This window comes from Halomonas flagellata (assembly GCF_022487945.1).
Lineage (GTDB): Bacteria > Pseudomonadota > Gammaproteobacteria > Pseudomonadales > Halomonadaceae > Halomonas > Halomonas flagellata.
Map to the genome: position 1 here is coordinate 117951 of NZ_JAKVPY010000007.1, position 24642 is coordinate 142592.

Below are 24642 nucleotides of genomic sequence, written 5' to 3' on the forward strand. Positions count from 1 at the left end.
GTGGGTTGCGTCACCAACGAAAACGGGCTCCACCCGAGGTAGAGCCCGTAAGAGGCTGGCCGTGCCGTTGGCCGGGATCAGCCGGCGCGGGTGTTGTCCATGCCGGGACGGCCATGCCAGTAGCCGTCGCAGATCTCGGCGTCGACCAGGGCCAGCGGGTCGGGGGGCGGAAGCGCACCGCGCCGGGCCGCATCGAAGGCGGTGACCACCTCGGCCATGCCCTCGGCGCGTGGGCTCAGCCGTGCGATCCCGACGCCCATCCCGGCCATGCCCGGGATCTCGTGGCGCAGGTCCTGGCAGGCGCCGGAGAGGGTCTGGATGCCGTTGAGGGTAAACACCTCGCGGGATTCCTGGGAGCGCAGCGCCAGGCCCTCGGGGTACTGCTGGCAGACGAACCGGCAGCGGTCCTTGGGCTTCTGGTGGCGGCGCGCGGTGAAGCAGCGCGACGACCAGGCCAGCGGCAGGTGGCCGTAGGCGAACACCTCGCAGGGCTGTCCGAGGCCCTGGTCGCGGCAGTCGTCGAGCAGACGCGCCAGGTCGGCGCGGGACATCTCCACCGGGGCCTGCCAGCACTGCATGCCGGCGTGGGCCAGCACGGCCAGGGTCGCCGGGTTGTAGAGGTTGAGCGCCGCCCCGGCGACGAAGGGCAGGCCGGCCGCCGAGTGCCGCTGCACCGCGCTCTGGTCATTGGCCTCGACGGTGAATTCGCCGTTGTCGCACAGCCGGCGCAGGTCGCGCAGGTCGGCCTCGGACTCGATCAGGGTCTGGCTCGCCAGCACCACCTTCTTGCCGCTCTGGGCCAGCTCGCGGCCGATGCCCAGCCAGTCGTCGAGCTTCATGTCGCGGCGCCGCGAGCAGACCGATTCGCCGAGGGTGACGATCTCGATCGGCCAGTCGGCGGCCTCGCGGTAGAAGTCGGCGTAGCGCTCGCGGGTCCAGTAGAAGAGCACCGGGCCCAGCGACAGCTTGAGGGTGTCGGGGGTTGGCATGGGGCCTCCTATTTCCAGCGGCGCTCGTAGGCGCCCAGGGTGGTGGTGGCGCCCTCGGAGACCTCGCCGAGGCCGGCCATCCAGGCGGGGTCGGGGTGGAAGCGTTCGGGGCTACGCTCCAGGCGGTCGAGCGCCTGGCGCCAGATGCCGGCGACCTTCGACACATAGGCGGGGCTGCGCTGGCGGCCCTCGATCTTCACCGCGCTGATGCCGAGCTCGGCGAGCTCCGGGAGCAGCGCCAGGGTGTTGAGGCTGGTGGGCTCCTCGATGGCGTGGTAGGTCTCGCCGCCGACTTCGAAGCGCCCCTTGCACAGCGTCGGGTAGCCGGCCCGTTCGCCCTCGGCGTAGCGGTCGATCAGCACGCCGCCCAGGCGCGACTCCAGCCCCTCGGGGGTCTGTTCCCAGCGCACCTGGGCCGCCGGCGAGCAGACGCCGCGGGTGTTGGGCGACTCGCCGGTGAGATAGGACGACAGGTAGCAGCGCCCCTCGGCCATGATGCACAGGCTGCCGAAGGCGAACACCTCCAGCTCCACCGGGCTCTGCCTGGCCAGGTCGCGCACCTGGGTGATCGACAGCACCCGCGGCAGCACGGCGCGCTTGATGCCGAACTGCTCGTGGTAGAAGTGCAACGCCTCATGGCTGGTGGCCGAGCCCTGCACCGACAGGTGCCGGGGAAGGGAGGGATGGCGGCGGGCGGCGTAGTCGAGCAGGCCCATGTCGGCCAGGATCAGGGCGTCGACGCCCAGCTCGACGGCCTGGTCCACGGCGCGGGTCCACAGCTCCCAGCCGTCGGGCTGTGGATAGGTATTGATGGCGCAGAACACCCGCTTGCCGCGGGCGTGGGCATAGTCGATGCCTTCCCGGGCGCGCCGGTCGGTGAAGTTCAGGCCGGCGAACTGGCGGGCGTTGGTGGTGTTCTGGAAGCCGAAGTAGACGGCATCGGCCCCTTCGTCCACGGCGCGCTTCAGGGCGGGCAGGTTGCCGGCGGGGCAGACGAGCTCCATGGCGGACTCCTGTCGATGAAAACCCGACCATGCTAGTCGACCATCCTTGCCTGGCCCTTGACTGGCGTCATGGTGAGGAGGCATTCACGATTGGCGTGATCCAGGTCATGCCGGGGCCATGAGGAGGACTCCTGACGAGGCCTTGCGGGAGCCTCTGGCCTAGTCTGGGTATAGACACGCGCACCATGCGAGGTGGTCATGGACATTGAACGCCTGTTCGACGCGAGTTACGTGCGGGTACTGAGCCGAGAGGTCGAGGGACGGGCGTTCTTCGTGGCCTTCTATGAGCGCTTTCTCGCGGCTTCCCCCGAGGTCGCAGAGAAGTTTCGCCATACCGACATGGCTCGCCAGCAAGCCATGCTGAAAAAGGCCTTCTATCACCTTCTGGCGTTCTACGCGTCGAGCCATGCCGACTACTACCTGCAGGAGGTAGCGATCAGCCACGATCGCGCGCACCTCGACATACGTCCCGGGCTGTATGACCTCTGGCTAGAGACCCTGATCGACACGGTTCGAACCTTCGACGAGCAGTTCGATGACGAGGTGGAGCTGGCCTGGCGGCTGGTGATGACGCCGGGCATCGTCTTCATGACGTTCCATTACGACCGGGGTGTCCGCTCCAATTAGACCCGTGCCACGAGCCCCCCATGGGCGGTGCCCATGGGGGGCCGATGCGGTGGATTCATTTGATGGCTGAATCAAGAAGAGTGGGCCGGCCTGGCATCGCAGAGCGGGCAGAAGTCGGCCTGTTCGCCGTGGCCCAGGCGCAACCCAGTGTGGTGATCGGCGATCTGCCGGTAGAGCAGCTGAAAGCTCGGGCTGCCCTCGGCGGGGCTGTCCAGCGGGATTCCGGACGTCATGCCGTCAAGCTCCCCGGCAGGGACCTGTCGCTCGATGAGTGGGAAAATGTGCTGGTTTTCAGTATGCAGGTGGTGGTGGTAGAGCTCGCTGAAGGCTTGGCCCAAGTTGAGCAGGTTGGCGTCAGCCTCGGCGTCTGGCGTCTCGTCCGCCATTCGGTGGAACGCCGCCTCGAGTTCGCGGCCGTAGGTCGTGATGCGTCGGTGCTCCTCGACCAGCACCTCGAGGGTGTCGCGGCTGTCGGGATGGCGCGCGGCGAGGCGCTCGAAGAGGGCATCCTCCACCCGGTGATGCCACTCCTCAGGCTGCCGGGTGAGGTAGTGGCAAAGCCGTGCCAGCAGTCGGTAGTCGGGGATCTCCTCGCAGGCCGCGATATGCAGCTGGCGGTCGAGGATGCAGAGCAGCGCCTGGTAGCGGTAGTGGTCGACGTGCAGGCGTTCGAGCAGGATGGCTTTCATGGTGGCCTCCCAGGTGCGTCGCCGCCAATGCCGACGACGCGCCGTTCTCGGTGTGGCCGGGCTTAGCCGGCACGTTCGAACAGCAGGTTGTTCTCCAGGTGGATGTGTTGCATCAGGTCGTCGCGGAACTCGCGTAGCCCGGTGTAGAGGGCGCGCCAGGTGGTGCAGGCCCCCTTCGGCGGGGTGATGTCGTCGGTCAGCATCGCCAGCCTTTCAAGGTGCTCGCCGTGGTCGTCGTGCTCGTGGCGCATCACCGCGATGGGGCCCCGGGCCTGGGTGCCCATGCCCTGGCGAAGCATCGGGAAGAGGATCTGCTCCTCCTTCTGCATATGGCTCTCCATCTCCTGGTGGAGCAGCATGAGGAGATCGGCCAGGCCGTTGGGGCAGGTGACGCGCTCGCCATGGACCTGCTCGACGCGGCGGGCCATGCGCACCAGCTCGGGCAGCTGCTGGCGGTGGATATCGTGGTAGCGGGTGAGGATATGCCTGATCAGCTCCTCGTTGCTGGCCGACTGCCAGTCGCGCTCGTCGCTCGCGCCCGCCGGCAGCGCCTCGAGCTCGGCGACCAGGGCCTCGGGCGCCAGACCAACGCGATCGGCGGCCTCGCGCAGGCTGATACGGCCGCCGCAGCAGAAGTCGATATTGTGGTCATGGAAGACGCGGGTGGCACCGGGCAGGGTCAAGGCGGTACGACCGACGCTCTGTTCCAGCAGGCTCATGGTGTGGACTCCTCGATGAAGTTGGATGGCATTCTTGATAGGCAAGGGGCGTGCCAGGTTGCGAGCGCCCGTCTCTTGCGGTAATACCGGCTTGAGGGTGAAAATTACCCGGTTAAAATCGGGTAAATAGAACCCAGAAAGGTAAATATCACCATGCTTGATGAGACCCTGCTGGCGGACCTGGTCGCCGACCTGCCCAGCGCCGTGCGCCTGCAGCGATTGACGTGCACCCTGCGCGAGGGCTTTCGCTGCGGCGCCGTCTGCCTGCTGCGCCTGGAGGAGAATGCGCTGGTGCCGGTGGCCGTGGATGGGCTGGTGCGCGAGGCGCTGGGTCGGCGCTTCGAGGTGGCCCATCACCCACGCCTGGCCACCATCCTCGCCAGCCGGCGCACCACGCTCTTCCCGCCGGATGCCAGCCTGCCGGACCCCTACGACGGTCTGGTGGAGCAGCAGCCTGGCCAACCGCTGCACGTTCACGACTGCATGGGCATCAGCCTGCACGTGGAGGCCGAACCCTGGGGCGTATTGACCCTTGATGCGCTGGAGGCGGGCACCTTCGATGCCGCCGATCGCACGGCCCTGGAGAGCTATGCGCTGCTGGTCGAGGCGGCGGTGCGGGTCAGTCGCCTGGAGCGGGACCTGCGCGCCCTGCGCATGGCGCAGCAGGACGGCAGCGTGGCCCTCGAGGCGCCCGAGGCGCGCGACATCCTCGGCCACAGCGTGGTGCTCCAGCGGCTGCTGCGCGAGCTGGACGTGGTGGCGGCCTCTGACCTGCCGGTACTGCTGACGGGGGAGACGGGGGTGGGCAAGGAGCTCTTCGCGCGTCGCCTGCACCGGCGCTCCGCCCGCCGCGCCGCGCCGCTGGTGCAGGTCAACTGTGCCGCGCTGCCCGAATCCCTGGCCGAGAGTGAGCTGTTCGGCCACGTGAGGGGGGCCTTCTCCGGCGCCACCGCCGGGCGTGCCGGCCGCTTCGAGGCGGCTGATGGTGGCACCCTGTTCCTCGACGAGGTAGGCGAGTTGCCGTTGCCCGTCCAAGCCAAGCTGCTGCGTGCCCTGCAGGAAGGCGAGGTGCAGCGCCTGGGCGAGGACACCCCGCGCTGCGTCGACGTGCGGATCATCGCCGCCACCAATCGTCGCCTGGCCGACGGGGTGCGCGATGGCCACTTCCGCGCCGACCTCTACCACCGGCTGTCGGCCTACCCGGTGGCGATCCCGCCGCTGCGCGAGCGGGGAAGCGACGTGCTGGTGCTGGCCGGCCACTTCCTGGAGATCAACCGCACCCGGCTCGGGGTGCGCAGCCTGCGCCTCTCGCCCGCGGCCGAGGAGGCGCTGCTGGCCTACGCCTGGCCGGGCAACGTGCGCGAGCTCGAGCACGTGATCAGCCGCGCGGCAATCAAGGCCCTCAGCCACGGGGCGCGGCGCGACGATATCATCACCCTGGAACCAGCCTGGCTCGATATTCCCGGCCGTGCGGAGGTGTCCAGTGGCGCATGGGAGAGACCGGAGATGTCGGACGAGATTGCGCCACCGACGCTGCGTGAGCGAGTGGAACAGGCTCAGCGCCAGGCGATCCGCGAGGCCCTGGCCGCCTGCGACGGGCGCTGGGCGGCGGCGGCCAGGCGCCTGGAGGTGGACGCCAGCAACCTGCACAAGCTTGCCAGGCGGCTGGGGCTCAAGGCCGGGGGCGGGACACGCTGAAGGCCGACTTGATCCTCCTGACCTGACGGCTACCCTGTAAGAAGCAAAATATATACATCTTGATGCCCGTGCGTTGGTTCTGGCGGTTCACGGCAGTGGGTGGTCGCCACAGACGGGAGGAACTGAAATATGAACATGGGTCGTATCGCATCGATTTTCCTGATGCCGACCGGACGCCTGATGCCAGCCGGGGGCTAGCCCATGATCAAGGTGCATCTCTATCGCTATCATCCCGAGCAGGACGACCTGCCGAGAATGGCAACCTTTGAAGTCGAGGAGCGTTTTCGCCAGGCCATGGTGCTCGACGTCCTCGAGCACCTCAAGCAGCAAGATCCCACCCTGGCCTATCGGCGCTCCTGCCGGGAAGGGGTGTGCGGCTCCGATGGCATGAACATCAACGGCAAGAACGGCCTGGCCTGCATCACCCCGGTGGAAGCGGTGCTGGGTGACTCCGACACCCTGACCCTGCGTCCGCTGCCCGGCATGCCGGTGATCCGTGACCTGGTGGTGGACCAGTCGCTGTTCTTCCGGCAGTTCGAGAAGATCCGGCCCTGGCTGATCAACGACGACCCGCCCTCCGCCATCGAGCGTCTGCAGAGCCCGGAAGACCGCGAGAAGCTCGACGGCCTCTACGAGTGCATCCTCTGCGCCTGCTGCAGCTCGGCCTGTCCCTCCTGGTGGTGGAACCCGGACAAGTACATCGGCCCGGCCGGCCTGATCCAGGCCTACCGCTTCCTGATCGACAGCCGCGATACCGCCACCGACGAGCGCCTGGCTGAGCTCGACGACCCCTTCAGCGTGTTCCGCTGCCGCCAGATCGCCAACTGCACCTGGGTCTGCCCCAAGGGGCTCAACCCCATGCGTGCCATCGGCCAGATCAAGGCGATGCTGCTGGCGCGCGGCAGCTGACCGCAGTGATGCGATACCCACCGCAGGAGGTGCGAGATGGCCTTTCGACAGGTGAAAGATCTGCTCGAATGGCTGCACGACTTCCATGATCGGCTGTTCGACCAGTACACGGGCCTGGCCAACCAGCAGCCGGATGAGCGAATGAGGGTGGCGCTGGTGTTTCCGGTCGACCGCGTCAGGTCTTGGCCACTGGCGCGGGAGAGTGTCGTGGCATAAGATAGTAATCAATTACTATCTTTTGGCGGGGCGAGCATGCCAGCGAAACGTCACCTCACCGCCGAGGCGCGCCGGGAACGCACCGTGGAGACGGTCATCGCGCTGTGTGCCCGCGACGAGCCGGCGACGCTCACCACCGGCGAGATCGCCAGGCAGATGGGCGTCACCCAGGGGGCCCTGTTCCGCCATTTTCCGAGCAAGGACGCCATCTGGGAGGCGGTGGTGGACTGGGTCGGCACGCGGGTGATGCAGCGGGTGGACGCCGCGGCGGCCCGTGCCGACACCCCCCTCGAGGCGCTGGAGGCCATGTTCATGGCCCATGTCGCCTTCATCGCCGAGCATCCCGGGGTGCCGCGGCTGCTGCTGGGACAGCTGCAGCATGCCCGCCCCACGCCGGCACGGCGCATGGTGCGGTCGCTGCTGTTTCGCTACCGCGAGCGGATCGCCGGCCTGCTCGAGCAGGCGCGCGCCACGGGCGAGCTGCGCGAGGGGCTGGATCTCGAGGCCGCGACGATGCAGTTCATCGGCACCATCCAGGGGCTGGTGATCCAGTCGCTGATGGCCGGCGAGGTCACGGGCACCCTCGACCAGGCGCCGCGTGTCTTCGCGATCTATCGCCACGGCATCGCCGCCGACGGGGAGGCGCGGACATGACCCCCCGGCTCCGTCGCCTGGGCCGCGCCGTCATGGTGCTGGCCGGGCTGGCGCTGGGCATCGGCCTGGCCGTGCTGTTCGTGGCCAACCGCCAGGCCCCCGAGCGTCAGGAGGCGACGACCTCCGCCACCCCGGTCAGGATTGTCGAGGCCCGGCCCCTGGACTTCCGCCTCGAGGCCCGCGGCCACGGCGTGGCCCGCCCCACCGAGACCTGGCAGGCGGTGGCCAACGTGGCCGGCCGGGTGGTGGAGCGCCACCCGGGACTCGACAGCGGTACGCTGCTGCGCGAAGGCACCCTGCTGGTGGCGCTGGACCCCTCCCGCTATGAGCTGGCCATCGCCGAGGCCGAGGCCGAGCTGGCCACGCTGGCCGCCGAGCAGACGCTGCTCGAGACGGAGGAGGAGAACACCCGTCGCCTGCTGACGCTCGAGCGGGAGCGGCTCGGCCTGACCGAGCAGGAGCTGGCGCGCCTCGAGCGGCTGGCGGCCCGCAACGCCGTCTCGCGCTCCCAGCTCGACGAGCAGCGCCGCGCGACCCTGGCCCAGCGCCAGGCCGTGGCGTCGCTGGAGAACCAGCTGGCGCTGGTCCCCGCACGCGGCCAGTCGCTCCGGGCCCAGGTGGAGCGGGCCAGCACGCGCCTGGCCCAGGCCCGACGCGACCTCGAGGACACCCGCTTCGTGGCGCCCTATGACCTGCGCCTCGGTGAGGTCGAGGTGGAGATGCACCAGTTCGTGGGGGCCGGCCAGCGACTGTTCCAGGCCGACAGCCTGGCGGCCGCCGAGGTCGAGGCGCATGTGCCCTTCGCCCAGATGCGACGGCTGCTGGGCGTCGTGTCATTCCCGGAACTGCCCGAGGGGGCCCTGGATCTCGGCGAGCGGCTGGACTTCTCGGAGATTCGCGCCAAGGTGGAACTGGTCGGGACCGGGGACGTGGCCTGGACGGGGCGCGTGGTGCGGGTGGCCAGTGGCCTGGATCCCGCCACCCGTACCGCCCGGGTGGTGGTGCAGGTCGATCATCCCTATCGCGATGCCCGGCCACCCGATCGACCCCCGCTGCTGCGCGACATGTACACCCGGGTGACGCTGTCGGCCGCCGACGCCACTCCCAGGCTGGTGGTGCCGGCCGCGGCGGTGCATCGCGGCGAGGTCTACCTGGCGAACGGCGACGACCGCCTGGAGCGTCGCCCGGTCGAGGTCGCCTTCGAGCAGCACGACCTGGCGGTGATCGCGGCGGGGCTCGCGCCGGGGGAACGGGTGATCGTCGATGACCTGCAGCCGGCGATCGCCGGCATGGCGCTGGCGCCGCGGCATGATGATGCCCTGGCGCAACGGCTGCGGGCGCTGGCCGCGGGAGAGCGGCCATGATCCGCTGGTTCGCTGGCCATCCCACCGCCGCCAACCTGCTGCTGCTCCTGCTGCTGGCCGCCGGCCTGTTCGTCGCCCCCGGGCTCAAGCGCGAGACCTTTCCCGACTTCCGCGCCGTCGAGGCGAGCATCGAGGTGGTCTATCGCGGCGCCAGCGCCGCCGATGTCGAGGACGCCGTCTGCCGTCGGCTGCACGATGCGATCAAGGGCATCGATTTCCTCGACGAGTTCGCCTGCGTGGCCCAGGACAACCTGGCCAGCGCCACGGCGACCATGGAGGCCGGCGGCGACGCGATCCGCTTCATCAATGACCTGGATACCGAGGTCGATGCCATCACCGACCTGCCGGCCCGCGCCGAGCGTCCGGTGGTGCGCGAGCGGCACCGCAGCGACCTGGTGGCGGCGGTGGCGGTCCGGGGCGACATGCCCCTGATCCAGCTGGAGGACTATGCCCTGGCCCTCGAGGAGCGGCTGATGACCCTGCCCGGGGTGGCGGGCGTGGCCATCCAGGGCATGTCGCAGCGGCAGTGGCAGGTCGAGGTGCCCCGCGACGTGCTCGGCCAGCATGGCCTCTCGGCCCGCGAGCTGGCGGCACGGGTGGCGCGGCAGAGCCTCGACATGCCGCTGGGCACCCTGGAGACCCGCGACCGCGACATCCTGCTGCGCTTCACCGACCAGCGGCGTTCGCTGCGCGAGCTGGAGAGCCTGGTGGTGGTCTCCGACGCGGCGGGCGGGGAGCTGACCCTGGGCGACATCGCCACCCTGACGGAAGTCGGCGAGCATCCCGAGGAGCGGATCCGCTTCAACGGCGAGCCCGCCCTGGTGCTGGAGGTGAGCAAGACCCTGCGCGACGATGCCCTGGACGTGATGGATGACCTCACCGCCCTGGTCGAGGCCGAGCGGACGCGCTGGGATGGCGGGGTCCGGCTCGACCTGACCCGGGACATGACCGGCATCGTGCGCGACCGGCTGCGGATGCTGGTAAGCAACGGCCTGCTGGGCCTGGCGCTGGTGCTGCTGGTGATGAGCCTGTTCTTCCGGCCACGGCTGGCCCTGTGGGCGGTACTGGGGCTGCCGGCCGCCTTCATGGGGGCCTTCCTGGTGATGGGCCTGACCGGGTTGTCGCTCAACATGATCACCCTGGTGGCGCTGCTGATGGCCATCGGCATCGTCATGGACGACGCCATCGTCATCACCGACAACGTCGCTGCCCACGCCCTGGAGAGCGCCTCGCCGCTCGAGGCGGTGGTGGCGGGGACCCGCCAGGTGCTGCCCGGGGTGCTGTCGTCGTTTCTCACCACGGTGGCGGTGTTCGCGCCCCTGTCGTTCCTCGCCGGCGAGCTGGGAGCGGTGCTCGAGGTGCTGCCGGTGGTGCTGATCGCCGCCCTGGCCGCCAGCCTGGTCGAGGCCTTCTGGATCCTGCCGCATCACCTGAAGGGCAGCATCTCGCGGTTGGGCGAGGGGCATGACTCGCGTTTCCGCACCGTCTTCGAGCGCGGCTTCACCGGGTTCCGCAAGCGGGTGGGGCGTGTCACCGACGCCGCGATCCGCTGGCGCCATGCGGTATTGGGCGGCGTGCTGGCGATGCTGCTGGGGTCGGTCGGCTTCATGGCCGGCGGCCATATCGGCCGCGAGGCGATTCCCGACATCGACGGCGACGTGCTGGAGGCGCGTATCCTGCTGCCCCAGGGCACGCCCCTGGCGCGCACCGAGGCGGTGGCCGAGCGGGTCGAGGCGGCGATGTGGCGCCTCGACGAGCGCCTCACCCCCGACCAGCCCGGCGGCGCCCCCCTGGTCGAGGCGATCCAGGTGCGCTTCAACCACAACCCCAGCGCCCGCGAAGCTGGGGCCCATGTGGCCACGGTGATGGTCGACCTGCTCACCGCCGAGCGCCGGCGGGTCGCCCTGGACGAACTGACCGAGGCCTGGCGCGAGGAGATCGGCCGGATCGGCGGCCTGCAGAGCCTGATCATCCAGGAGCCGGGGCTCGGGCCCGCCGGGTTGCCGGTGGAGGTACGCCTGCAGGGCGAGGACCTGGAGGCCCTCGGCGCCGCGGCGCGGGAGCTGGGCGAGCACCTGGCCGGCTACCGCGCCGTCTACAACATCATCGACGACCTGCGTCCGGGCAAGCCCCAGCGCTCCTTCGCCCTGGCCGAGGGCGCCCACGGCCTGGGATTGACCGCCGAGGAGGTGGCCTCCCAGCTGCGGGCGGCGCTGCTCGGCGAGATCGCCGACACCCAGCGCATCGGCGACCGGGACATCGAGATCCTGGTGCGTCAGGCCGCGGAAGACCGCGACAGCCTCGACGACCTGCTCGACCAGACCATCACCCTGCCCGACGGCAGCCGGGTGCCGCTCTCGGTGGTGACCGAGGTGGCCGAGCGGCGCGACTGGGCGCGCATCACCCGCATCGACGGGCGGCGCACGGTGACCGTGGAGGCCAACGTGGATGCGAGGCTCTCCAGTGGCCAGGCGATCGTCGACGACCTGCGGGGCGGCTGGCTGGAGGGCTTCCGTGCCCGCCACCCCGGGGCCGAGGTGAGCTTCGAGGGGCAGGTGGCCAGCGCCGCCGAGACCGGCGGTTCCATCGCGCGCGGCCTGCTGGCCGGGCTGGTCGGCATCTTCGTGATCCTCTCCTTCCAGTTCCGCAGCTATGTGGAGCCGCTGATCGTGATGGCCGCGATTCCGCTGGCCTTCCTAGGTGCCATCTGGGGCCATGTGATCATGGGCTACTACCTGTCGATGCCCTCGCTGGTCGGCGCGGCGTCCCTGGCCGGCATCGTGGTCAACAACGCCATCCTGCTGATCCTCTTCATCAAGGAGCATCGCGAGGCGGGGCTCGATGCGGTGGCCGCCGCCGGCCAGGCCAGTCGCGACCGGCTGCGTGCCATCCTGATCTCGTCCTCCACCACCATCGCCGGGCTGCTGCCGCTGCTGGCGGAGACCAGCACCCAGGCGGCGGCCATCAAGCCGCTGGTGATCTCGGTGGTGTTCGGCCTGCTCACCTCCACCGTGCTGGTGCTGGTGGTGATTCCGGCGCTCTACGTGCTGTTCGACGACCGGGGGTGGACGCGACAGCCGCAGCGTTGATCGCCGGCCCCTCCCGGCCGTGCCTTCCCGACTTTCCCCTTCCCGCGAAGGGGGGCGGCCCGTTACGCTGCCATTTCCCCCCTTGCCATCAGCCGAAGGAGGCCCCGTGGCCATTTCCAGCTTTGCCGACCTGCTCGAGGAGGCGCGTCGTCAACCCGATCCGCAGCGCCTGCTGTTCGTCTGTACCCGCGCCGAACTGCCGGACCACCCCAGCGAGGAGCAGCGTCGCCGCTTCGAGCAGGGCGAGGGCGGGGTGCTGACCCCGATGCTCTGCGTCGACAAGACCCCCGATGAGCTCAGCGACATGGCGGCGCTGGTGGCGGAGTCGGAAGCGACCGATGTCGAGTGGGACATCGTCTTCGTGGCGGCCATGGCCGACCAGGGCGGTCCGGAACTCGCCGAACGGCACCTCCAGCGCATGGTGGAGTCGCTGAAGATGGGCAGCGTCGATCAGTTCCTGGCCTTCGACCGGGCGGGAGAGGTGGTGGGGTTCCAGTGAACCGGGCGTTCACCCGGTGCCAAGAAGCACGGGGCCCGGACGCCATGCGTCCGGGCCCCGTGCGTATGCATGCCGACGGGAGTCGATCAGGCCGCGTCGAGGGGGCGTGAGGGGCCGAAGTGCTCGTAGTGGCGGCGCTCGTCGGGCACGCCCAGTTCGGCCAGGGCGCGGTCCACGGCACTCATGAACCCCTGGGGGCCGACGAAGTAGCAGCGCGCGCCCTCGGGCAGGACACGGGCCAGCAGCTCGCGGTCGACCCGGCCGTTGTGGTCGGCGCCATCGCCGCGCTCGTGCACCGTCACCGTCTGCAGCCGTCCGGGGTGCTCCGCCGCCAGGGCCGCGACCTCGTCGGCGAAGGCGTGGTGCTCGGTGTCCAGGGCGGCGTGCAGGTAGACCACCCGGCGCCCCCGGGCCAGGGCATGGCGCGCCAGGGGCAGCATGGGGGTCTGGCCGACCCCGCCGCTGGCCAGCAGCAGCGGTTCGTTCCCCTCCGCCAGGGTCAGGTCGCCGGCGGGCGGCAGGAGCTCCAGGGTATCACCCACCTGCAGGACGTCGTGGAAGTGGCGGCTCGCCCGGCCGTCCGGCTCGCGCTTGATGGAGAGACGATAGCTCCTGCCGTTGGGGGCATCCGACAGGCTGTAGTGGCGATGGACGGGCTCGCCGTCGATGACCAGTCGCACGCCGATGTACTGGCCGGGCTGATGGTCGGCGACGGCACCGCCATCCTCGGGCTCCAGCACGAAGGAACGGATCACCGCGCTCTCCTGCCGGGTCGCGGCGATACGGAAGCGCCGCTTGCCGCGCCAGCCGCCCGGACGCTGCGCGAATTCCCGGTAACGATGATCCTCCAGCTCGATCAGCAGGCCGGCGAGCTCCTCATAGAGCGCGCTCCAGGCCGCGGCGATCTCCGGGGTCACCGCCTCGCCCAGCACCTCGCCGATGGCGGCCATCAGGCACTCGCCGACGATGGGGTACTGCTCGGGCCGGATGTCCAGGGAGACGTGCTTGCTGACCACCGTGGCCAGGGTGTCGCGGGCCTTCTGCGGGTCTGAGCGCAGTTGCACATAGGCCAGCACCGCGCCGGCCAGGGCGCGGGGCTGACCACCGCTCTGCTGGTGGGCGTCGTTGAACAGCGGCTTGACCTCGGGGTAGCGGTCGAACATCAATGGATAGAAGCGCTGGGTGATGGCGTCGAGGTGGTCGGCCACTACGGGGGCGGTGGCGGCGATCAGTCGTTCCTGGTCCTGGGTCAGCATGGGGCTCCTCGGGGGTCTTGTAAGATTCATTGCAAATGCATCTTATAGCCGAGCATGGCGGATATCACCCCCTCTTGGGTGCGACAACTCGTCGCACTCGGCGTTACAGCCCGATGCGGTGGGCCCGGTGGGTGAAGAAGATGCCGCTGGGTGACTCGGCCGGCAGGGTCGCCAGCTCCTCGAAGGTGCGGGTGTCGTAGACCTTGACGTGGCCGCTGTCCCGGGCCGAGATCCAGATGTGCTCGCCACGTGGAGTGAACTCCGTGTGCAGGATCGACTCGCCCGGCGAGAGGGTCTCGATCACCTCGTGGCGGCGGGTGTCGATCACCTGGACCACGTCGTTGTGCGGATGGGCGAAGGTGACCCACACCTGCTGCTCGTCGGGGCGGCTCATCACGAAGATCGGCTGGCCCTGGACCTCGATGCGATCACTCAGTGTCCAGTCACGGGTGTCGGCCACCAGCACCTCGTGGCGGCCCACCGCCGGGAAATAGGCCCGGTCGCCGGCCATGGCCCAGCCCTCCAGGTGCGGCATCTTGTAGACCGGCAGGCGCTCCTCGCCGCGGTCGTAGTCCGGCAGGATGCGCTGCGCCCCCGCCTCCGGGTGCCAGAGGTCGAGCAGGGCCATGCCGTCCTCGCCGAACAGGCCGGCGATGTAGTAGCGGCCGTTGGGCGTGATCAGGGCGTCATAGGGCAGGCTACCCACGTCGCGGTGCTTCTCCAGCACCGGTTCGTCGCCGGACGGGTCCAGCACCCAGATCTCGCCGGCCTCGAACAGGCTGAACACAAAGCGGTTGCCGGGGGCATCCACCAGGCCCACCACCTTGGCCCGGTCGCTGGTGCCGTCGGGCTTCTCGTAGGTGGCCGGCAGGTCGACCATCAGCTCCAGGGTCGCGGTATCGAAGACCTTCACCCCGCCCGGCTCGTAGTTGGCCACGGCGACGAAGCGGCCGTCCTGGGAGATGGCGCCGCCGATGCTGTTGCCCGACTGGACGATGCGCCCGTCGACCTCGCCGGTGAGCAGGTCGAGCCGGGTCAGGCCACCGTCGCGGCCGAAGACGAAGGCGTGACGGGCGTCGCGGGAGAACTTCACCGAGGCGTGGGAGAGATCCCCGAAGCCCTCGACGTGGCGCAGCACCGCCTTGCGGGTGGTGTCGACCAGCGCCACGCTGCCGGTGGCGCGCTCGATCACCACGCCGAGGTCCCCCGTGCCACGCAACTCGATCTCCCCCGCGGCCGGTTCGGCAAGGCTCTGGCCGGCGACCAGCAGGGCCAGGGCAACGCCGGCGAGCAGTGACTTGAGCAAAGGCAAAAGGGGCATGGCGGGTCTCCTGTGCCGAGAGATCAGTCTTTATCCAGCGTTTCCAGCCGGTTGTCGGTCTGCAGGTGGTCGGCCAGCCAGCGGGCGTCCGCCTCGCTGATCAGCGCCTTCCAGCCGGGCATGGCGCTGCCGGGGATGCCGTGCAGGATGACATGGCTGAGCGCATCCGCACCGAGCGCCTGCATGCGATCGCGGGGCAGTGCCGGCCCCAGGCCGCCGCGCAGCGTCATGCCGTGGCAGGAGCCGCAGTCCTGATAGAGCAGGGTCTCCAGTTCCGCCTCCCGGGCCGGGTCGATGGCAGACTGTTCCGCCGCGGTGGCCGGGCCGGCGAGCGGCCAGAGGGCACAGAGCAGCGCGAGACGATGGCGGCGAAGCATGGGGGGTTCCTCGGGTCGGTAGCGACCGGTGTCGTCGGGGCCCAGTGTCGGGCCCGCGGCTCCGGCTCGCCTTGACCGGCGTCAATGGAGCGTGCGACGGGTCGATGAGGATCAAGCTTTCCGGCGTCTGGCAACGTGTCTTTGGAGGTAGGTCGAGCTCGCGTTGACGCACGTCAAGGGGGAGTGCGAAAGCGGGGTGGGAGATGCAAAAGATGCATGAAAAATGACTTTTACTGGCCCAGTCTTGCTCCGAGAGTGCGGCGCCGGACCCCCGGCCACCCCCGCCGACAACAAGAATGTCACCGCCTGGCGATGCTGCTTTCGTGGATCACGACAGAGGTGGAACGATGATGAAGAAAGACGGGTATCTCAAGCCCCTGGCGGTGGCGGTAACTACCGTCGCCCTGGGAATCGGCGCGGCCCAGGCCCAGCACGCGGAAGATGAATCGAAGACCGCCTATCAGGGCTCGTCCTCGAGCGTGGATCCGGGGTCGGCCAAGGTGGTACGCACGCCCGGCGCGCCGGACCTGACCGACGAGGAGTTCGAGACGGCCAAGGAGATCTATTTCCAGCGCTGCGCGGGCTGCCATGGCGTGCTGCGCAAGGGGGCCACCGGCAAGCCGCTGACCACCGATATCACCCAGGAGCGCGGCCTGGATTACCTCAAGGTGTTCATCAACTACGGCTCTCCGGCCGGCATGCCCAACTGGGGCACCTCCGGCGACTTCACCGAGGACGAAGTCGAGCTGATGGCCAAGTACATCATGCACGAGCCGCCGCAGCCGCCGGAATTCGGCATGCCCGAGATGAAGGAGACCTGGGAGGTGCGGGTTGCTCCCGAGGATCGTCCCACCGAGCAGATGAACGACCTGGACATCGAGAACCTCTTCTCGGTCACCCTGCGCGACGCCGGCCAGGTCGCCCTGATCGATGGCGACTCCAAGGAGATCGTCAAGGTCCTCGACACCGGCTATGCGGTGCATATCTCGCGCATGTCCGCCTCCGGCCGCTACCTGTTCGTCATCGGTCGCGATGCCAAGGTCGACATGATCGACCTGTGGATGGAGGAACCGGAGATCGTCGCCACCATCAAGATTGGCATGGAGGCGCGCTCCGTGGAGACCTCCAAGTTCGAGGGCTACGAGGACGACCTGGCCATCGCCGGCGCCTACTGGCCGCCCCAGTACGTGATCATGGACGGCCAGACCCTGGAGCCGAAGAAGATCGTGGCCACCCGCGGCATGACCGTCGACACCCAGGAGTACCACCCGGAGCCCCGCGTGGCGGCCATCGTGGCCTCCCACCAGCACCCGGAGTTCATCGTCAACATCAAGGAGACCGGCAAGGTCCGCCTGGTGAACTACGAGAACCTGGATGCCCTCTCCACCGTCGAGATCGACACCTCCCGCTTCCTGCACGACGGCGGCTGGGATGCCTCGGGTCGCTACTTCCTCACCGCAGCCAACGAGTCCAACCAGATCGTGGTCATCGACGCGCAGGAGCGTGAGCTCGAGGCCATCGTCGACGTGGGCAAGATTCCGCACCCGGGACGCGGCGCCAACTTCGTCGACCCCGAGTTCGGGCCGGTCTGGGCCACCAGCCACCTGGGCGACGCCACCATCCAGCTGATCGGTACCGACCCGGCCGGGCATCCGGACAACGCCTGGCAGGTGGTGCGCACCCTGGAGGGTCAGGGCGGCGGCTCGCTGTTCATCAAGACCCACCCGGAGTCCGACAACCTCTATGTCGACACCGCCCTCAACCCGGGCGAGGCGATCAGCCAGAGCGTGGCGGTCTTCGACATCAACGACCTGGAGGCCGGCTTTGATGTCCTGCCGATCGCCGAGTGGGCCGACGTGGGCGAAGGGCCGAAGCGCGTGGTGCAGCCCGAGTACAACCAGGCCGGTGACGAGGTGTGGTTCTCCGTCTGGAACACCATGGACGAGACCTCCGCAATCGTGGTCGTCGATGACAAGACTCGCGAGCTGAAGCACGTGATCAAGGACGAGCGCCTGGTCACCCCGACCGGCAAGTTCAACGTGATCAACACCCAGCACGACATCTACTGATCGGGAACCGGCGGCGGGTGCAAGCCCGCCGCCACCCGCCGCAAGTGAGCTATGCCGATGTATTGCCAAGTTCAAGACCTCGATGCGCTGGACCGTCGCCTCATTGACTGCTACCAGCGCGGCCTGCCGGTCTCCACCCGCCCCTTTGCGGCCGTGGCCGAACGACTGGGTTGCCCGGAGGCCGAGGTGATCGCCCGCCTCGAGCGCCTGCAGTCGCTGGGCGTGGTGAGCCGCGTGGGGCCGGTCTTCGACCATGCCCGGGCCGGCGCCAGCTTGCTCGCCGCCGTGGCCGTGGCCGAGTGCGATGCCTGCGCAGAACTCATCAACGCCGCCCCCGGCGTCAACCACAACTATGCCCGTGAACACGACTACAACCTGTGGTTCGTGATGACCGCGCCGGACGAGCCCGAGCTCGAGGCGCGGCTCGAGGCCCTGGAGGTCCGCCTGGGCGTGCCAATCCTGCGCCTGCCGATGCTGGAGGGCTTCCATATCGACCTGTCCTTCCCCATTCCCTGGGCCGAACTGGAGCGCACATGAACACCGCGACCCCGCTGTCCCTCGAGGCCGCCCGCTCGCCCGGCGAGCCGGATGCCCACCGCCGCCTGCGTGCCCTGCTCGAGCAGGGGCTGCCGCTCACCCCCCGGCCCTGGCAGGCCCTGGCCGAACAGGCCGGCATGGCCGAGGAGGAGGTGATGGCCTGCGTGCGCCGCTGGCAGGCCGAAGGGCTGATCAAGCGCCTGGGGCTGGTGGTGCGCCATCGCCGCCTGGGTATTCAGGCCAATGCCATGGTGGTGTGGAACGTGCCGGACGAGCGGGTCGCCCTGGTGGGCCGTCGACTCGCCCGGGAGACCGCGGTGACGCTCTGCTACCGTCGCCCGCGGCGCCTGCCCGACTGGCCCTACAACCTCTTCTGCATGATCCACGGCACCCGCCGCGATCGGGTGCTGGCGGAGCTCGCGGCCATCGTCGAGCGCCTGGGCCTCGATGACCTGGAGCACCGGGCGCTCTTCAGCACCCACGCCTACCGCCAGTGCGGCGGCCGCTATGCCCGGGAGGACGAGCCCCGTGACCGCCTTGCGCCCTGACACGGCAGCGCTGGACGCTGCCGATCGCCGGATCATCAGCCGCCTGCAGGAGGGGCTGCCGCTGGTCGAGGCCCCTTTCGCCACGGTGGCCGCCGAGTTGGGCATCAGCGAGGGCGAGCTGCTGCATCGGCTCGAGCTGCTGCTGCGTGACGGGGTGCTGAGCCGCTTCGGCCCCATGTACCACGCCGAGCGCCTGGGCGGCGGCCTGACCCTGGCGGCATTGGCGGTGCCCGAGGTCGACTTCGAGCGCGTCACCGAGGCGGTCAACGCCTTCCCCGAGGTGGCCCACAACTACCGCCGCGAGCACGAGCTCAACATGTGGTTCGTGCTGGCCACCGAGACCCCCGAGCACATCGCCGAGACGATCGCCGGCATCGAGGCGGCCACGGGCCTGCCCATCTACAACATGCCCAGGGAGGAGGAGTTCCATGTCCGTCTCCATCTGCCCGTCTAGGCCGGCCCGGGGTTGCAACGTCCAGCATCGCGACGCCCAGGGGCTGGACGCCGCCGACCGTGCCATCGTGCTGGCCACCCAGGCCGGCCTGCCGCTGGTCCCCGACCCCTGGGGCGCGGTGGGTCGCGAGGTGGGCATGAGCGGCGAGGCGGTGCTCGAGCGCATGCAGGCCATGCAGGAACGCGGGGTGATCCGCCGGGTCGCGGCGGTGCCCAACCACTACCGGCTCGGCTACGTGGCCAACGGCATGACGGTATGGGACGTGGACGACGCCCAGATCGACCGCCTGGGCCGCGAGGTGGCCGCCATCGAGGGCGTCAGCCACTGCTATCGCCGCCCGCGCCACCTGCCCCTCTGGCCCTATAACCTGTTCGCCATGCTGCATGGCCGCAGCTTCGATGAGGTCGAGCGCCAGGCGGCGGTACTGCGCGAGCGCCTGGGCGAGGCGTGCCGCGACCACCGCATCCTCTATAGCTCACGCATCCTCAAGAAGACCGGACTGCGGCTCGCCGTTCGTCCCGAGGATCCGCCCAGGAGGTAGCCATGTTCCGCGTCACCCGCTACATCAAGTCGCTGATCGAGCCGGGGCCCCCGGGTCATGAAACAAGAGCGCCGGCCCGCAAGCCGCCGGGCCCGGTGGTGATCTGGAACCTGATCCGTCGCTGCAACCTGACCTGCAAGCACTGCTACACCACCTCGGCGGATATCGACTTCGCCGGCGAGCTCTCCACCGCCGAGGCCCATGCGGTGCTCGACGACCTGCACGCCTTCCGGGTGCCGGCGCTGATCCTCTCCGGCGGCGAGCCGCTGATGCGCCCGGATATCTTCGCGCTCTCCCGCCGCGCCCGGGAGCTGGGCATCTACACCGGGCTCTCCACCAACGGCACCCTGATCACCGAGGCGAACATCGATGCCATCGCCGAGGTCGGCTACGACTACGTGGGCATCAGCATCGACGGCCTGGAGGCCACCCACGATGCTATCCGCCGGCGCCAGGGGGCCTTCCGCGAGTCCATGCATGCGGTGAAGCTGTGCAAGGTGCGCGGCATCAAGGTCGGCCTGCGCTTCACGCTGACCCGCGAGAACGTCGAGCAGCTCGGCGACATCCTGGCGCTGCTCGACGAGCACGACGTCGACAAGTTCTACCTCTCGCACCTCAACTACGGCGGACGCGGCCGGCGCCACAGCAAGCAGGACGCCTGGTACCGCATGACCCGCGACGCCATGACCCGGCTCTTCGACCATTGCCGAGACGAGCTCTCGCGGGGCGTGGAGCGGGAGTACGTCACCGGCAACAACGACGCCGACGGCCCCTTCCTGCTGATGTGGGCCCGCGAGCGCTTCCCCGAGCAGGCCGAGGCCCTGGAGCGGCGCCTGGTGAACTGGGGCGGCAACGCCTCCGGGGAGCATATCGCCAACATCGACAACCTGGGCAACGTCCACCCCGACACCTTCTGGTGGGACCACGACCTGGGCAACGTGCGCGAGCGGCCCTTCTCGGCGATCTGGCGCGACACCCGCGACCCGCTGATGGTCGGCTTCCGCCAGCGCCCGCGACCGCTCAAGGGGCGCTGCGCCGAGTGCCGCTACCTGTCGATCTGTAACGGCAACACCCGGGTACGCGCCTGGAAGGTCACCGGCGACCCCTGGGAGGAGGATCCGGGCTGCTACCTGACCCACCGCGAGATCGGGGGCGAGGGCGCCGGGGAGCGCCGCATCACCGCTCCCTTCGATCCCATCCAGGCCGTCGAAATCCAGTCAGGCTGACGAGGAATTCCGCCATGCCGTCACGTCGCGTTTCCTATGCTCTGGCCGAGGCGCCCCTGGCGCCCGGCGAGGTGGCCATCGTCGGTGCCGGGCCCGGCGCCCCCGGGTTGCTGACCCTGCGGGCCCTGTCGCTGCTCGAGCAGGCCGACTGCCTGGTCTTCGACCGCCTGGTCTCCCGGGAGGTGCTGGCCCTGGCCAGCCCCGGGGCCCGGCGCTTCTACGTGGGCAAGGCCTCGCGCTGCCATGCCCTGACCCAGGACGAGACCAACGCCCTGCTGGTGCGCCTGGCCGGGGAGGGCAAGCGGGTGGTGCGGCTCAAGGGCGGCGATCCCTACATCTTCGGGCGCGGTGGCGAGGAGGCCGAGGTGCTGATCGACCACGGCATCGGCTTCCGCGTGGTGCCGGGGATCACCTCCGCCCAGGGCTGCGCCGCCTATGGCGGTTTCCCGCTGACCCATCGCGATCACGCCCAGAGCGTCACCTTCGTCACCGGCCACTGCAAGGGCGACGGCGACCTGGCCCTGGACTGGTCCTCCCTGGCGGTGCCCCACCACACGGCGGTCTTCTACATGGGCCTGGCCAATGCCGGGCTGATCAGCCGGCAGCTGCAGGACCACGGCCTGCCGGCCAGCCACCCGGTGGCCCTGGTGGAGCGGGGCACCACCCCCGAGCAGCGCCGGGTGATCACCTGCCTGGGCGAACTGGTCGAGACCCTCGAGCGCGAGGGGTTGAAGCCGCCCACCCTGATCGTGGTGGGCGAGGTGGTGCGCCTGGCCGACACCCTGGCCCAGCCGGCCCCGAAGGAGGCGACCTTCGCCGAGGGCGAGACCCTGGAGCTGGCGCGGGAGCGGATTGCCCTGTGAAGCGAGACGATTTCCTCCGGACGTCCCTGCAGGCCCTGGTCGCGGCGGGGCTGATCACGGCCATGGCGGCGGCCGGTGCCGACGACACCCGGGCGCTCTACCAGGCCCAGTGCGCCTCCTGCCACGGCGAGGCGCGTCTGGGCGGCATCGGTCCGGCGCTGCTGCCGGGCAACCTCTCGCGGCTCAAGCCGGAGGCCGCCGAGGCGGTGATCCGCGACGGGCGCCCGGCCAGCCAGATGCCGGCCTTCGGCGAGCAGCTCGACGACGGCCAGATCGCTTCCCTGGCCGGGTGGATCTACCGCGAGCCCGAGGTCGAGCCCGGCTGGGCGAAGGAGGAGATCCTGGCCAGCCAGGTCGTGCGGCATCCCGCGGGCAGCCTGCCCGATGTGCCGCGCTTCGAGGCCGACCCGCTCAACCTCTTCATCGTGGTCGAGACCGGCGATCACCATGCCAGCCTGCTCGACGGCGACACCTTCGAACGGATCCATCGCTTCGAGACCCGCTACGCCCTGCACGGCGGTCCCAAGTACACCCCCGACGGGCGCCATGTCTTCTTCGGTTCCCGGGACGGCTGGATCACCAAGTACGACCTCTACAACCTGGAGGTGGTGGCCGAGGTGCGCGCCGGCATCAACATGCGCAACATCGCCGTCTCCGGCGATGGCCGCTACGTGATGGCCGCCAACACCCTCCCCCACAGCCTGGTGCTCTTCGACGCCCACAACCTCGACCTGATGAAGGTCTACCCGGTGGTGGGCGAGAGCGGCGAGAGCTCGCGGGTCAGCGCCGTCTACGCCGCGCCGCCGCGGGGCAGCTTCATCGCCGCGCTCAAGGACCTCGAGGAGGTGTGGGAGATCCCCTGGCCGCTGCCCACCGAGCCGGTGGTCGCCACCGGTCATATGGCCACGCCACTGGAGCAGCAACGCGGGCATGACACCCCCAGCTTCCAGGTGCGGCGCCTCCCGGTGCCCGACTACCTGGACGATTTCTTCTTCGATCTCGAGTATGAGCACGTCATCGGTGCCTCGCGGGGTGGCCAGGGCGGCATGGTGGTCAACCTGGACAGCGGCGAGAAGGTCGCCGACCTGCCCCTGGAGGGGATGCCGCACCTGGGTTCCGGCATTACCTGGGAGCACGAGGGGCGCCGGGTGATGGCGCTGCCGCACCTGGCCAAGGCGGCGGTGTCGATCATCGACATGAGCGACTGGTCGCTGATCAAGACCCTCGAGACCGACGGCCCCGGCTTCTTCATGCGCAGCCACGCCAACTCGCCCTACGCCTGGGTGGATGTCTTCTTCGGCCCCCACCGCGACCGGGTGCACGTGATCGACAAGGCCAGCCTGGAGATCATCGAGACCCTCACTCCCGAGCCCGGCAAGACCGCCGCCCACGTGGAGTTCGACCGCGACGGCGAGAAGCTGCTGCTGAGCCTCTGGGAGGACGACGGTGCGGTGATCGTCTACGACGGCGATACCCTGGAAGAGGAGAAGCGCATTCCCATGAGCAAGCCGTCGGGCAAGTACAACGTCTGGAACAAGACGCGCTATGAAGAAGGGACGAGTCACTGACGCCGGGGGCGTCGATAAGAAGCATTCTTGATGCCAGTCATGGTTTCCAGGAGGTGGCTGACGCAGAATGGGCATATCCAAGCGTTCCGGTCGGGTATTGTGCCATGCAGCCATCCTCTCTCCCCGCGAGTTCCTCCATGCTGACGCGCCTGCCGGTGGCCCGCCTGGCCTTCCGGCCCTTCTTCCTGCTGGCCGCCCTGTTCAGCGTGGTCTCCATGGTGGTCTGGCTGGCCTTCTGGCATGGCGACATCCTGCTGCGCCCCCATGGCGGGCTGATGTTCTGGCACCAGCACGAGATGCTGTTCGGCTTCGCCGCCGCCGTGGTGGCGGGCTTCTTGCTCACCGCGGTACAGAACTGGACCGGCCTGCCGAGCCTCCGGGGCAGCCCGCTGCTCGCGCTGGTCGGCGTCTGGCTGTCGGGCCGGCTGCTGATGGCCTTTCCCCTGGGGCTGCCGGCCTGGCTGCCGATGCTGGTCGACCTGGCCTTCCTGCCGTTGGTGGCGGGGGTCATGGCCCGGTTGGTGATCGCCGCGAAGCGCTGGCGCAACCTGATCTTCCTGCCGGCACTCGCGCTGCTGACCCTCGCCAACCTGGCGATGCACCTGGGGGTGATCAACGGCGATGCCGAGCTGATCCGCCAGGCCGCCTACCTGGCGGTGCTGCTGGTCACCCTGCTGATGGTGGTAGTGGGCGGCCGGGTGATCGCCATGTTCACCGCCAACCGCCTGGGGCGCGCGAAGCCGGCGCCGATCCCCGCCCTCGAGGCGCTGGCCCTGGGCAGCACCCTGGCCGTGGTAGGGGCCCAACTGCTGGTGATGCTCGGCGTGTCGCTACCCGGCGCCCTGCTGGCGGCCCTGATGGGCCTGGCGGCCCTGGCCAATGCCGTGCGCCTGGGCCGCTGGGGCGGCCTCGCCAGCTGGCGCGAACCGCTGCTCTGGGGCCTGCACGGCAGCTACGCCTTCATCCCCGTGGGCCTGGCCATGTGGGCCCTGGCGGCGCTGGGCGTCTTCCGGGCCGAGCTGGCGGTGCACGCCCTGACCATCGGTGGCATGGGCACCATGATGCTGGCGATGATGTCGCGGGTCGCGCTGGGTCATACCGCGCGCCCCATCCGTACCCTGCCGGGCATCGGGGTGGCGCTGGGCCTGATGCTGGCGGGGGCCCTGCTGCGCTCACCGGTGCTGGCGCTCTTCCCGCAGATCACCCACTGGACCTACAACCTGGGCATCCTCTTCTGGTGTCTCGCCTACCTGATCTTCCTGTTCCACTATACGGGGCCGTTGCTGTCGGCCCGGGCCGACGGCAAGGACGGCTAGCCGGCGCTTTGCGCCAGCTGCGAGCCACGAGCACCGAGCTGTTGATAGTAAGCTTGAAGTTGGCGAGGCTGCCGCAGCCCGCAGCCCGCAGCCCGCAGCCCGCAGCCCG

24 protein-coding genes are annotated in these 24642 nt (G+C 69.4%); 17 read left to right on the plus strand and 7 right to left on the minus strand.

Annotation, left to right across the window (positions count from 1 at the left end; translation table 11 throughout):
- Positions 1–77 precede the first annotated feature (77 nt).
- Positions 78–989: a U32 family peptidase gene (locus MKP05_RS07740; RefSeq protein ID WP_240567780.1), complete on the minus strand. Its 912-nt coding sequence runs from the start codon at positions 987–989 to the stop codon at positions 78–80.
- Positions 990–997: 8 nt separating this feature from the next.
- On the minus strand, positions 998–1993 hold the full coding sequence (ubiU, locus tag MKP05_RS07745; protein WP_240567781.1) for a ubiquinone anaerobic biosynthesis protein UbiU: 996 nt from the start codon (positions 1991–1993) through the stop codon (positions 998–1000).
- Positions 1994–2191: 198 nt separating this feature from the next.
- Between ubiU and MKP05_RS07750 the strand changes: the two genes are divergently transcribed.
- On the plus strand, positions 2192–2620 hold the full coding sequence (locus MKP05_RS07750; protein WP_240567782.1) for a globin: 429 nt from the start codon (positions 2192–2194) through the stop codon (positions 2618–2620).
- 71 nt (positions 2621–2691) lie between these two features.
- Here MKP05_RS07750 and MKP05_RS07755 read toward each other — a convergent pair whose 3' ends face one another.
- Positions 2692–3309, minus strand: a complete 618-nt coding sequence (locus tag MKP05_RS07755; RefSeq protein WP_240567783.1) for a hemerythrin domain-containing protein — start codon at positions 3307–3309, stop codon at positions 2692–2694.
- Positions 3310–3371: 62 nt separating this feature from the next.
- Positions 3372–4028, minus strand: a complete 657-nt coding sequence (gene ytfE / locus MKP05_RS07760) for an iron-sulfur cluster repair protein YtfE (RefSeq protein ID WP_240567784.1) — start codon at positions 4026–4028, stop codon at positions 3372–3374.
- A gap of 153 nt (positions 4029–4181) precedes the next feature.
- Here ytfE and norR point away from each other — a divergent pair, with 153 nt between their 5' ends.
- The 7 genes from norR (at position 4182) to MKP05_RS07795 (ending at position 12457) form a co-directional block, all read left to right on the plus strand.
- Positions 4182–5726, plus strand: coding sequence for a nitric oxide reductase transcriptional regulator NorR (gene norR / locus MKP05_RS07765; protein ID WP_240567785.1), 1545 nt, complete (start codon positions 4182–4184; stop codon positions 5724–5726).
- 204 nt (positions 5727–5930) lie between these two features.
- Positions 5931–6635: a succinate dehydrogenase iron-sulfur subunit gene (locus tag MKP05_RS07770; protein ID WP_338072346.1), complete on the plus strand. Its 705-nt coding sequence runs from the start codon at positions 5931–5933 to the stop codon at positions 6633–6635.
- Positions 6636–6671: 36 nt separating this feature from the next.
- Positions 6672–6851: a hypothetical protein gene (locus MKP05_RS07775; protein ID WP_240567787.1), complete on the plus strand. Its 180-nt coding sequence runs from the start codon at positions 6672–6674 to the stop codon at positions 6849–6851.
- Between the two features lie 36 nt (positions 6852–6887).
- A complete protein-coding gene (locus MKP05_RS07780; RefSeq protein ID WP_110284221.1) occupies positions 6888–7505 on the plus strand; it encodes a TetR/AcrR family transcriptional regulator in 618 nt (205 codons plus the stop codon).
- Entirely contained in the window at positions 7502–8869 is a 1368-nt protein-coding gene (locus tag MKP05_RS07785) for an efflux RND transporter periplasmic adaptor subunit (protein WP_240567788.1), read from the plus strand. The genes MKP05_RS07780 and MKP05_RS07785 overlap by 4 nt, the downstream gene beginning before the upstream one ends.
- A complete protein-coding gene (locus tag MKP05_RS07790; RefSeq protein WP_240567789.1) occupies positions 8866–11958 on the plus strand; it encodes an efflux RND transporter permease subunit in 3093 nt (1030 codons plus the stop codon). The genes MKP05_RS07785 and MKP05_RS07790 overlap by 4 nt, the downstream gene beginning before the upstream one ends.
- Positions 11959–12064: 106 nt before the next feature.
- Positions 12065–12457, plus strand: coding sequence for a ribonucleotide reductase subunit alpha (locus MKP05_RS07795; RefSeq protein ID WP_240567790.1), 393 nt, complete (start codon positions 12065–12067; stop codon positions 12455–12457).
- 86 nt (positions 12458–12543) lie between these two features.
- Here the strand turns inward: MKP05_RS07795 and hmpA are convergent, their stop codons facing one another.
- The 3 genes from hmpA to MKP05_RS07810 all read right to left on the minus strand — a co-directional run bounded on the left by hmpA (position 12544) and on the right by MKP05_RS07810 (position 15411).
- On the minus strand, positions 12544–13713 hold the full coding sequence (gene hmpA, locus MKP05_RS07800) for an NO-inducible flavohemoprotein (RefSeq protein ID WP_240567791.1): 1170 nt from the start codon (positions 13711–13713) through the stop codon (positions 12544–12546).
- A gap of 103 nt (positions 13714–13816) precedes the next feature.
- Positions 13817–15034, minus strand: coding sequence for a cytochrome D1 domain-containing protein (locus tag MKP05_RS07805; protein WP_276316552.1), 1218 nt, complete (start codon positions 15032–15034; stop codon positions 13817–13819).
- 23 nt (positions 15035–15057) lie between these two features.
- Entirely contained in the window at positions 15058–15411 is a 354-nt protein-coding gene (locus tag MKP05_RS07810; RefSeq protein WP_240567792.1) for a c-type cytochrome, read from the minus strand.
- Positions 15412–15758: 347 nt separating this feature from the next.
- On the opposite strand from MKP05_RS07810, the gene MKP05_RS07815 reads away from it, so the two are divergent.
- The 9 genes from MKP05_RS07815 (at position 15759) to MKP05_RS07855 (ending at position 24533) form a co-directional block, all read left to right on the plus strand.
- A complete protein-coding gene (locus tag MKP05_RS07815; protein WP_276316553.1) occupies positions 15759–17480 on the plus strand; it encodes a nitrite reductase in 1722 nt (573 codons plus the stop codon).
- Between the two features lie 57 nt (positions 17481–17537).
- A complete protein-coding gene (locus MKP05_RS07820; RefSeq protein ID WP_240567793.1) occupies positions 17538–18017 on the plus strand; it encodes an AsnC family transcriptional regulator in 480 nt (159 codons plus the stop codon).
- Positions 18014–18565 carry a siroheme decarboxylase subunit beta gene (gene ahbB / locus MKP05_RS07825; protein ID WP_240567794.1) on the plus strand — a complete coding sequence of 184 codons (552 nt, stop codon included), beginning with the start codon at positions 18014–18016 and terminating at the stop codon, positions 18563–18565. The genes MKP05_RS07820 and ahbB (MKP05_RS07825) overlap by 4 nt, the downstream gene beginning before the upstream one ends.
- Positions 18546–19019, plus strand: a complete 474-nt coding sequence (locus MKP05_RS07830) for an Lrp/AsnC family transcriptional regulator (RefSeq protein ID WP_240567795.1) — start codon at positions 18546–18548, stop codon at positions 19017–19019. Before ahbB (MKP05_RS07825) ends, MKP05_RS07830 begins: the two co-directional genes overlap by 20 nt.
- Positions 18994–19560, plus strand: a complete 567-nt coding sequence (gene ahbB, locus MKP05_RS07835; RefSeq protein ID WP_181422071.1) for a siroheme decarboxylase subunit beta — start codon at positions 18994–18996, stop codon at positions 19558–19560. Before MKP05_RS07830 ends, ahbB (MKP05_RS07835) begins: the two co-directional genes overlap by 26 nt.
- A 2-nt stretch (positions 19561–19562) precedes the next feature.
- Positions 19563–20786, plus strand: a complete 1224-nt coding sequence (gene nirJ / locus MKP05_RS07840) for a heme d1 biosynthesis radical SAM protein NirJ (RefSeq protein ID WP_240567796.1) — start codon at positions 19563–19565, stop codon at positions 20784–20786.
- 14 nt (positions 20787–20800) lie between these two features.
- On the plus strand, positions 20801–21649 hold the full coding sequence (gene cobA, locus MKP05_RS07845; protein ID WP_240567797.1) for a uroporphyrinogen-III C-methyltransferase: 849 nt from the start codon (positions 20801–20803) through the stop codon (positions 21647–21649).
- The gene (locus tag MKP05_RS07850; RefSeq protein WP_338072344.1) at positions 21646–23217 is read left to right on the plus strand and encodes a cytochrome D1 domain-containing protein; all 1572 of its coding nucleotides are present in this window, start codon (positions 21646–21648) and stop codon (positions 23215–23217) included. The genes cobA and MKP05_RS07850 overlap by 4 nt, the downstream gene beginning before the upstream one ends.
- 137 nt (positions 23218–23354) lie before the next feature.
- Positions 23355–24533, plus strand: coding sequence for an NnrS family protein (locus MKP05_RS07855; protein WP_338072345.1), 1179 nt, complete (start codon positions 23355–23357; stop codon positions 24531–24533).
- The last annotated feature ends 109 nt before the right edge of the window (positions 24534–24642 follow it).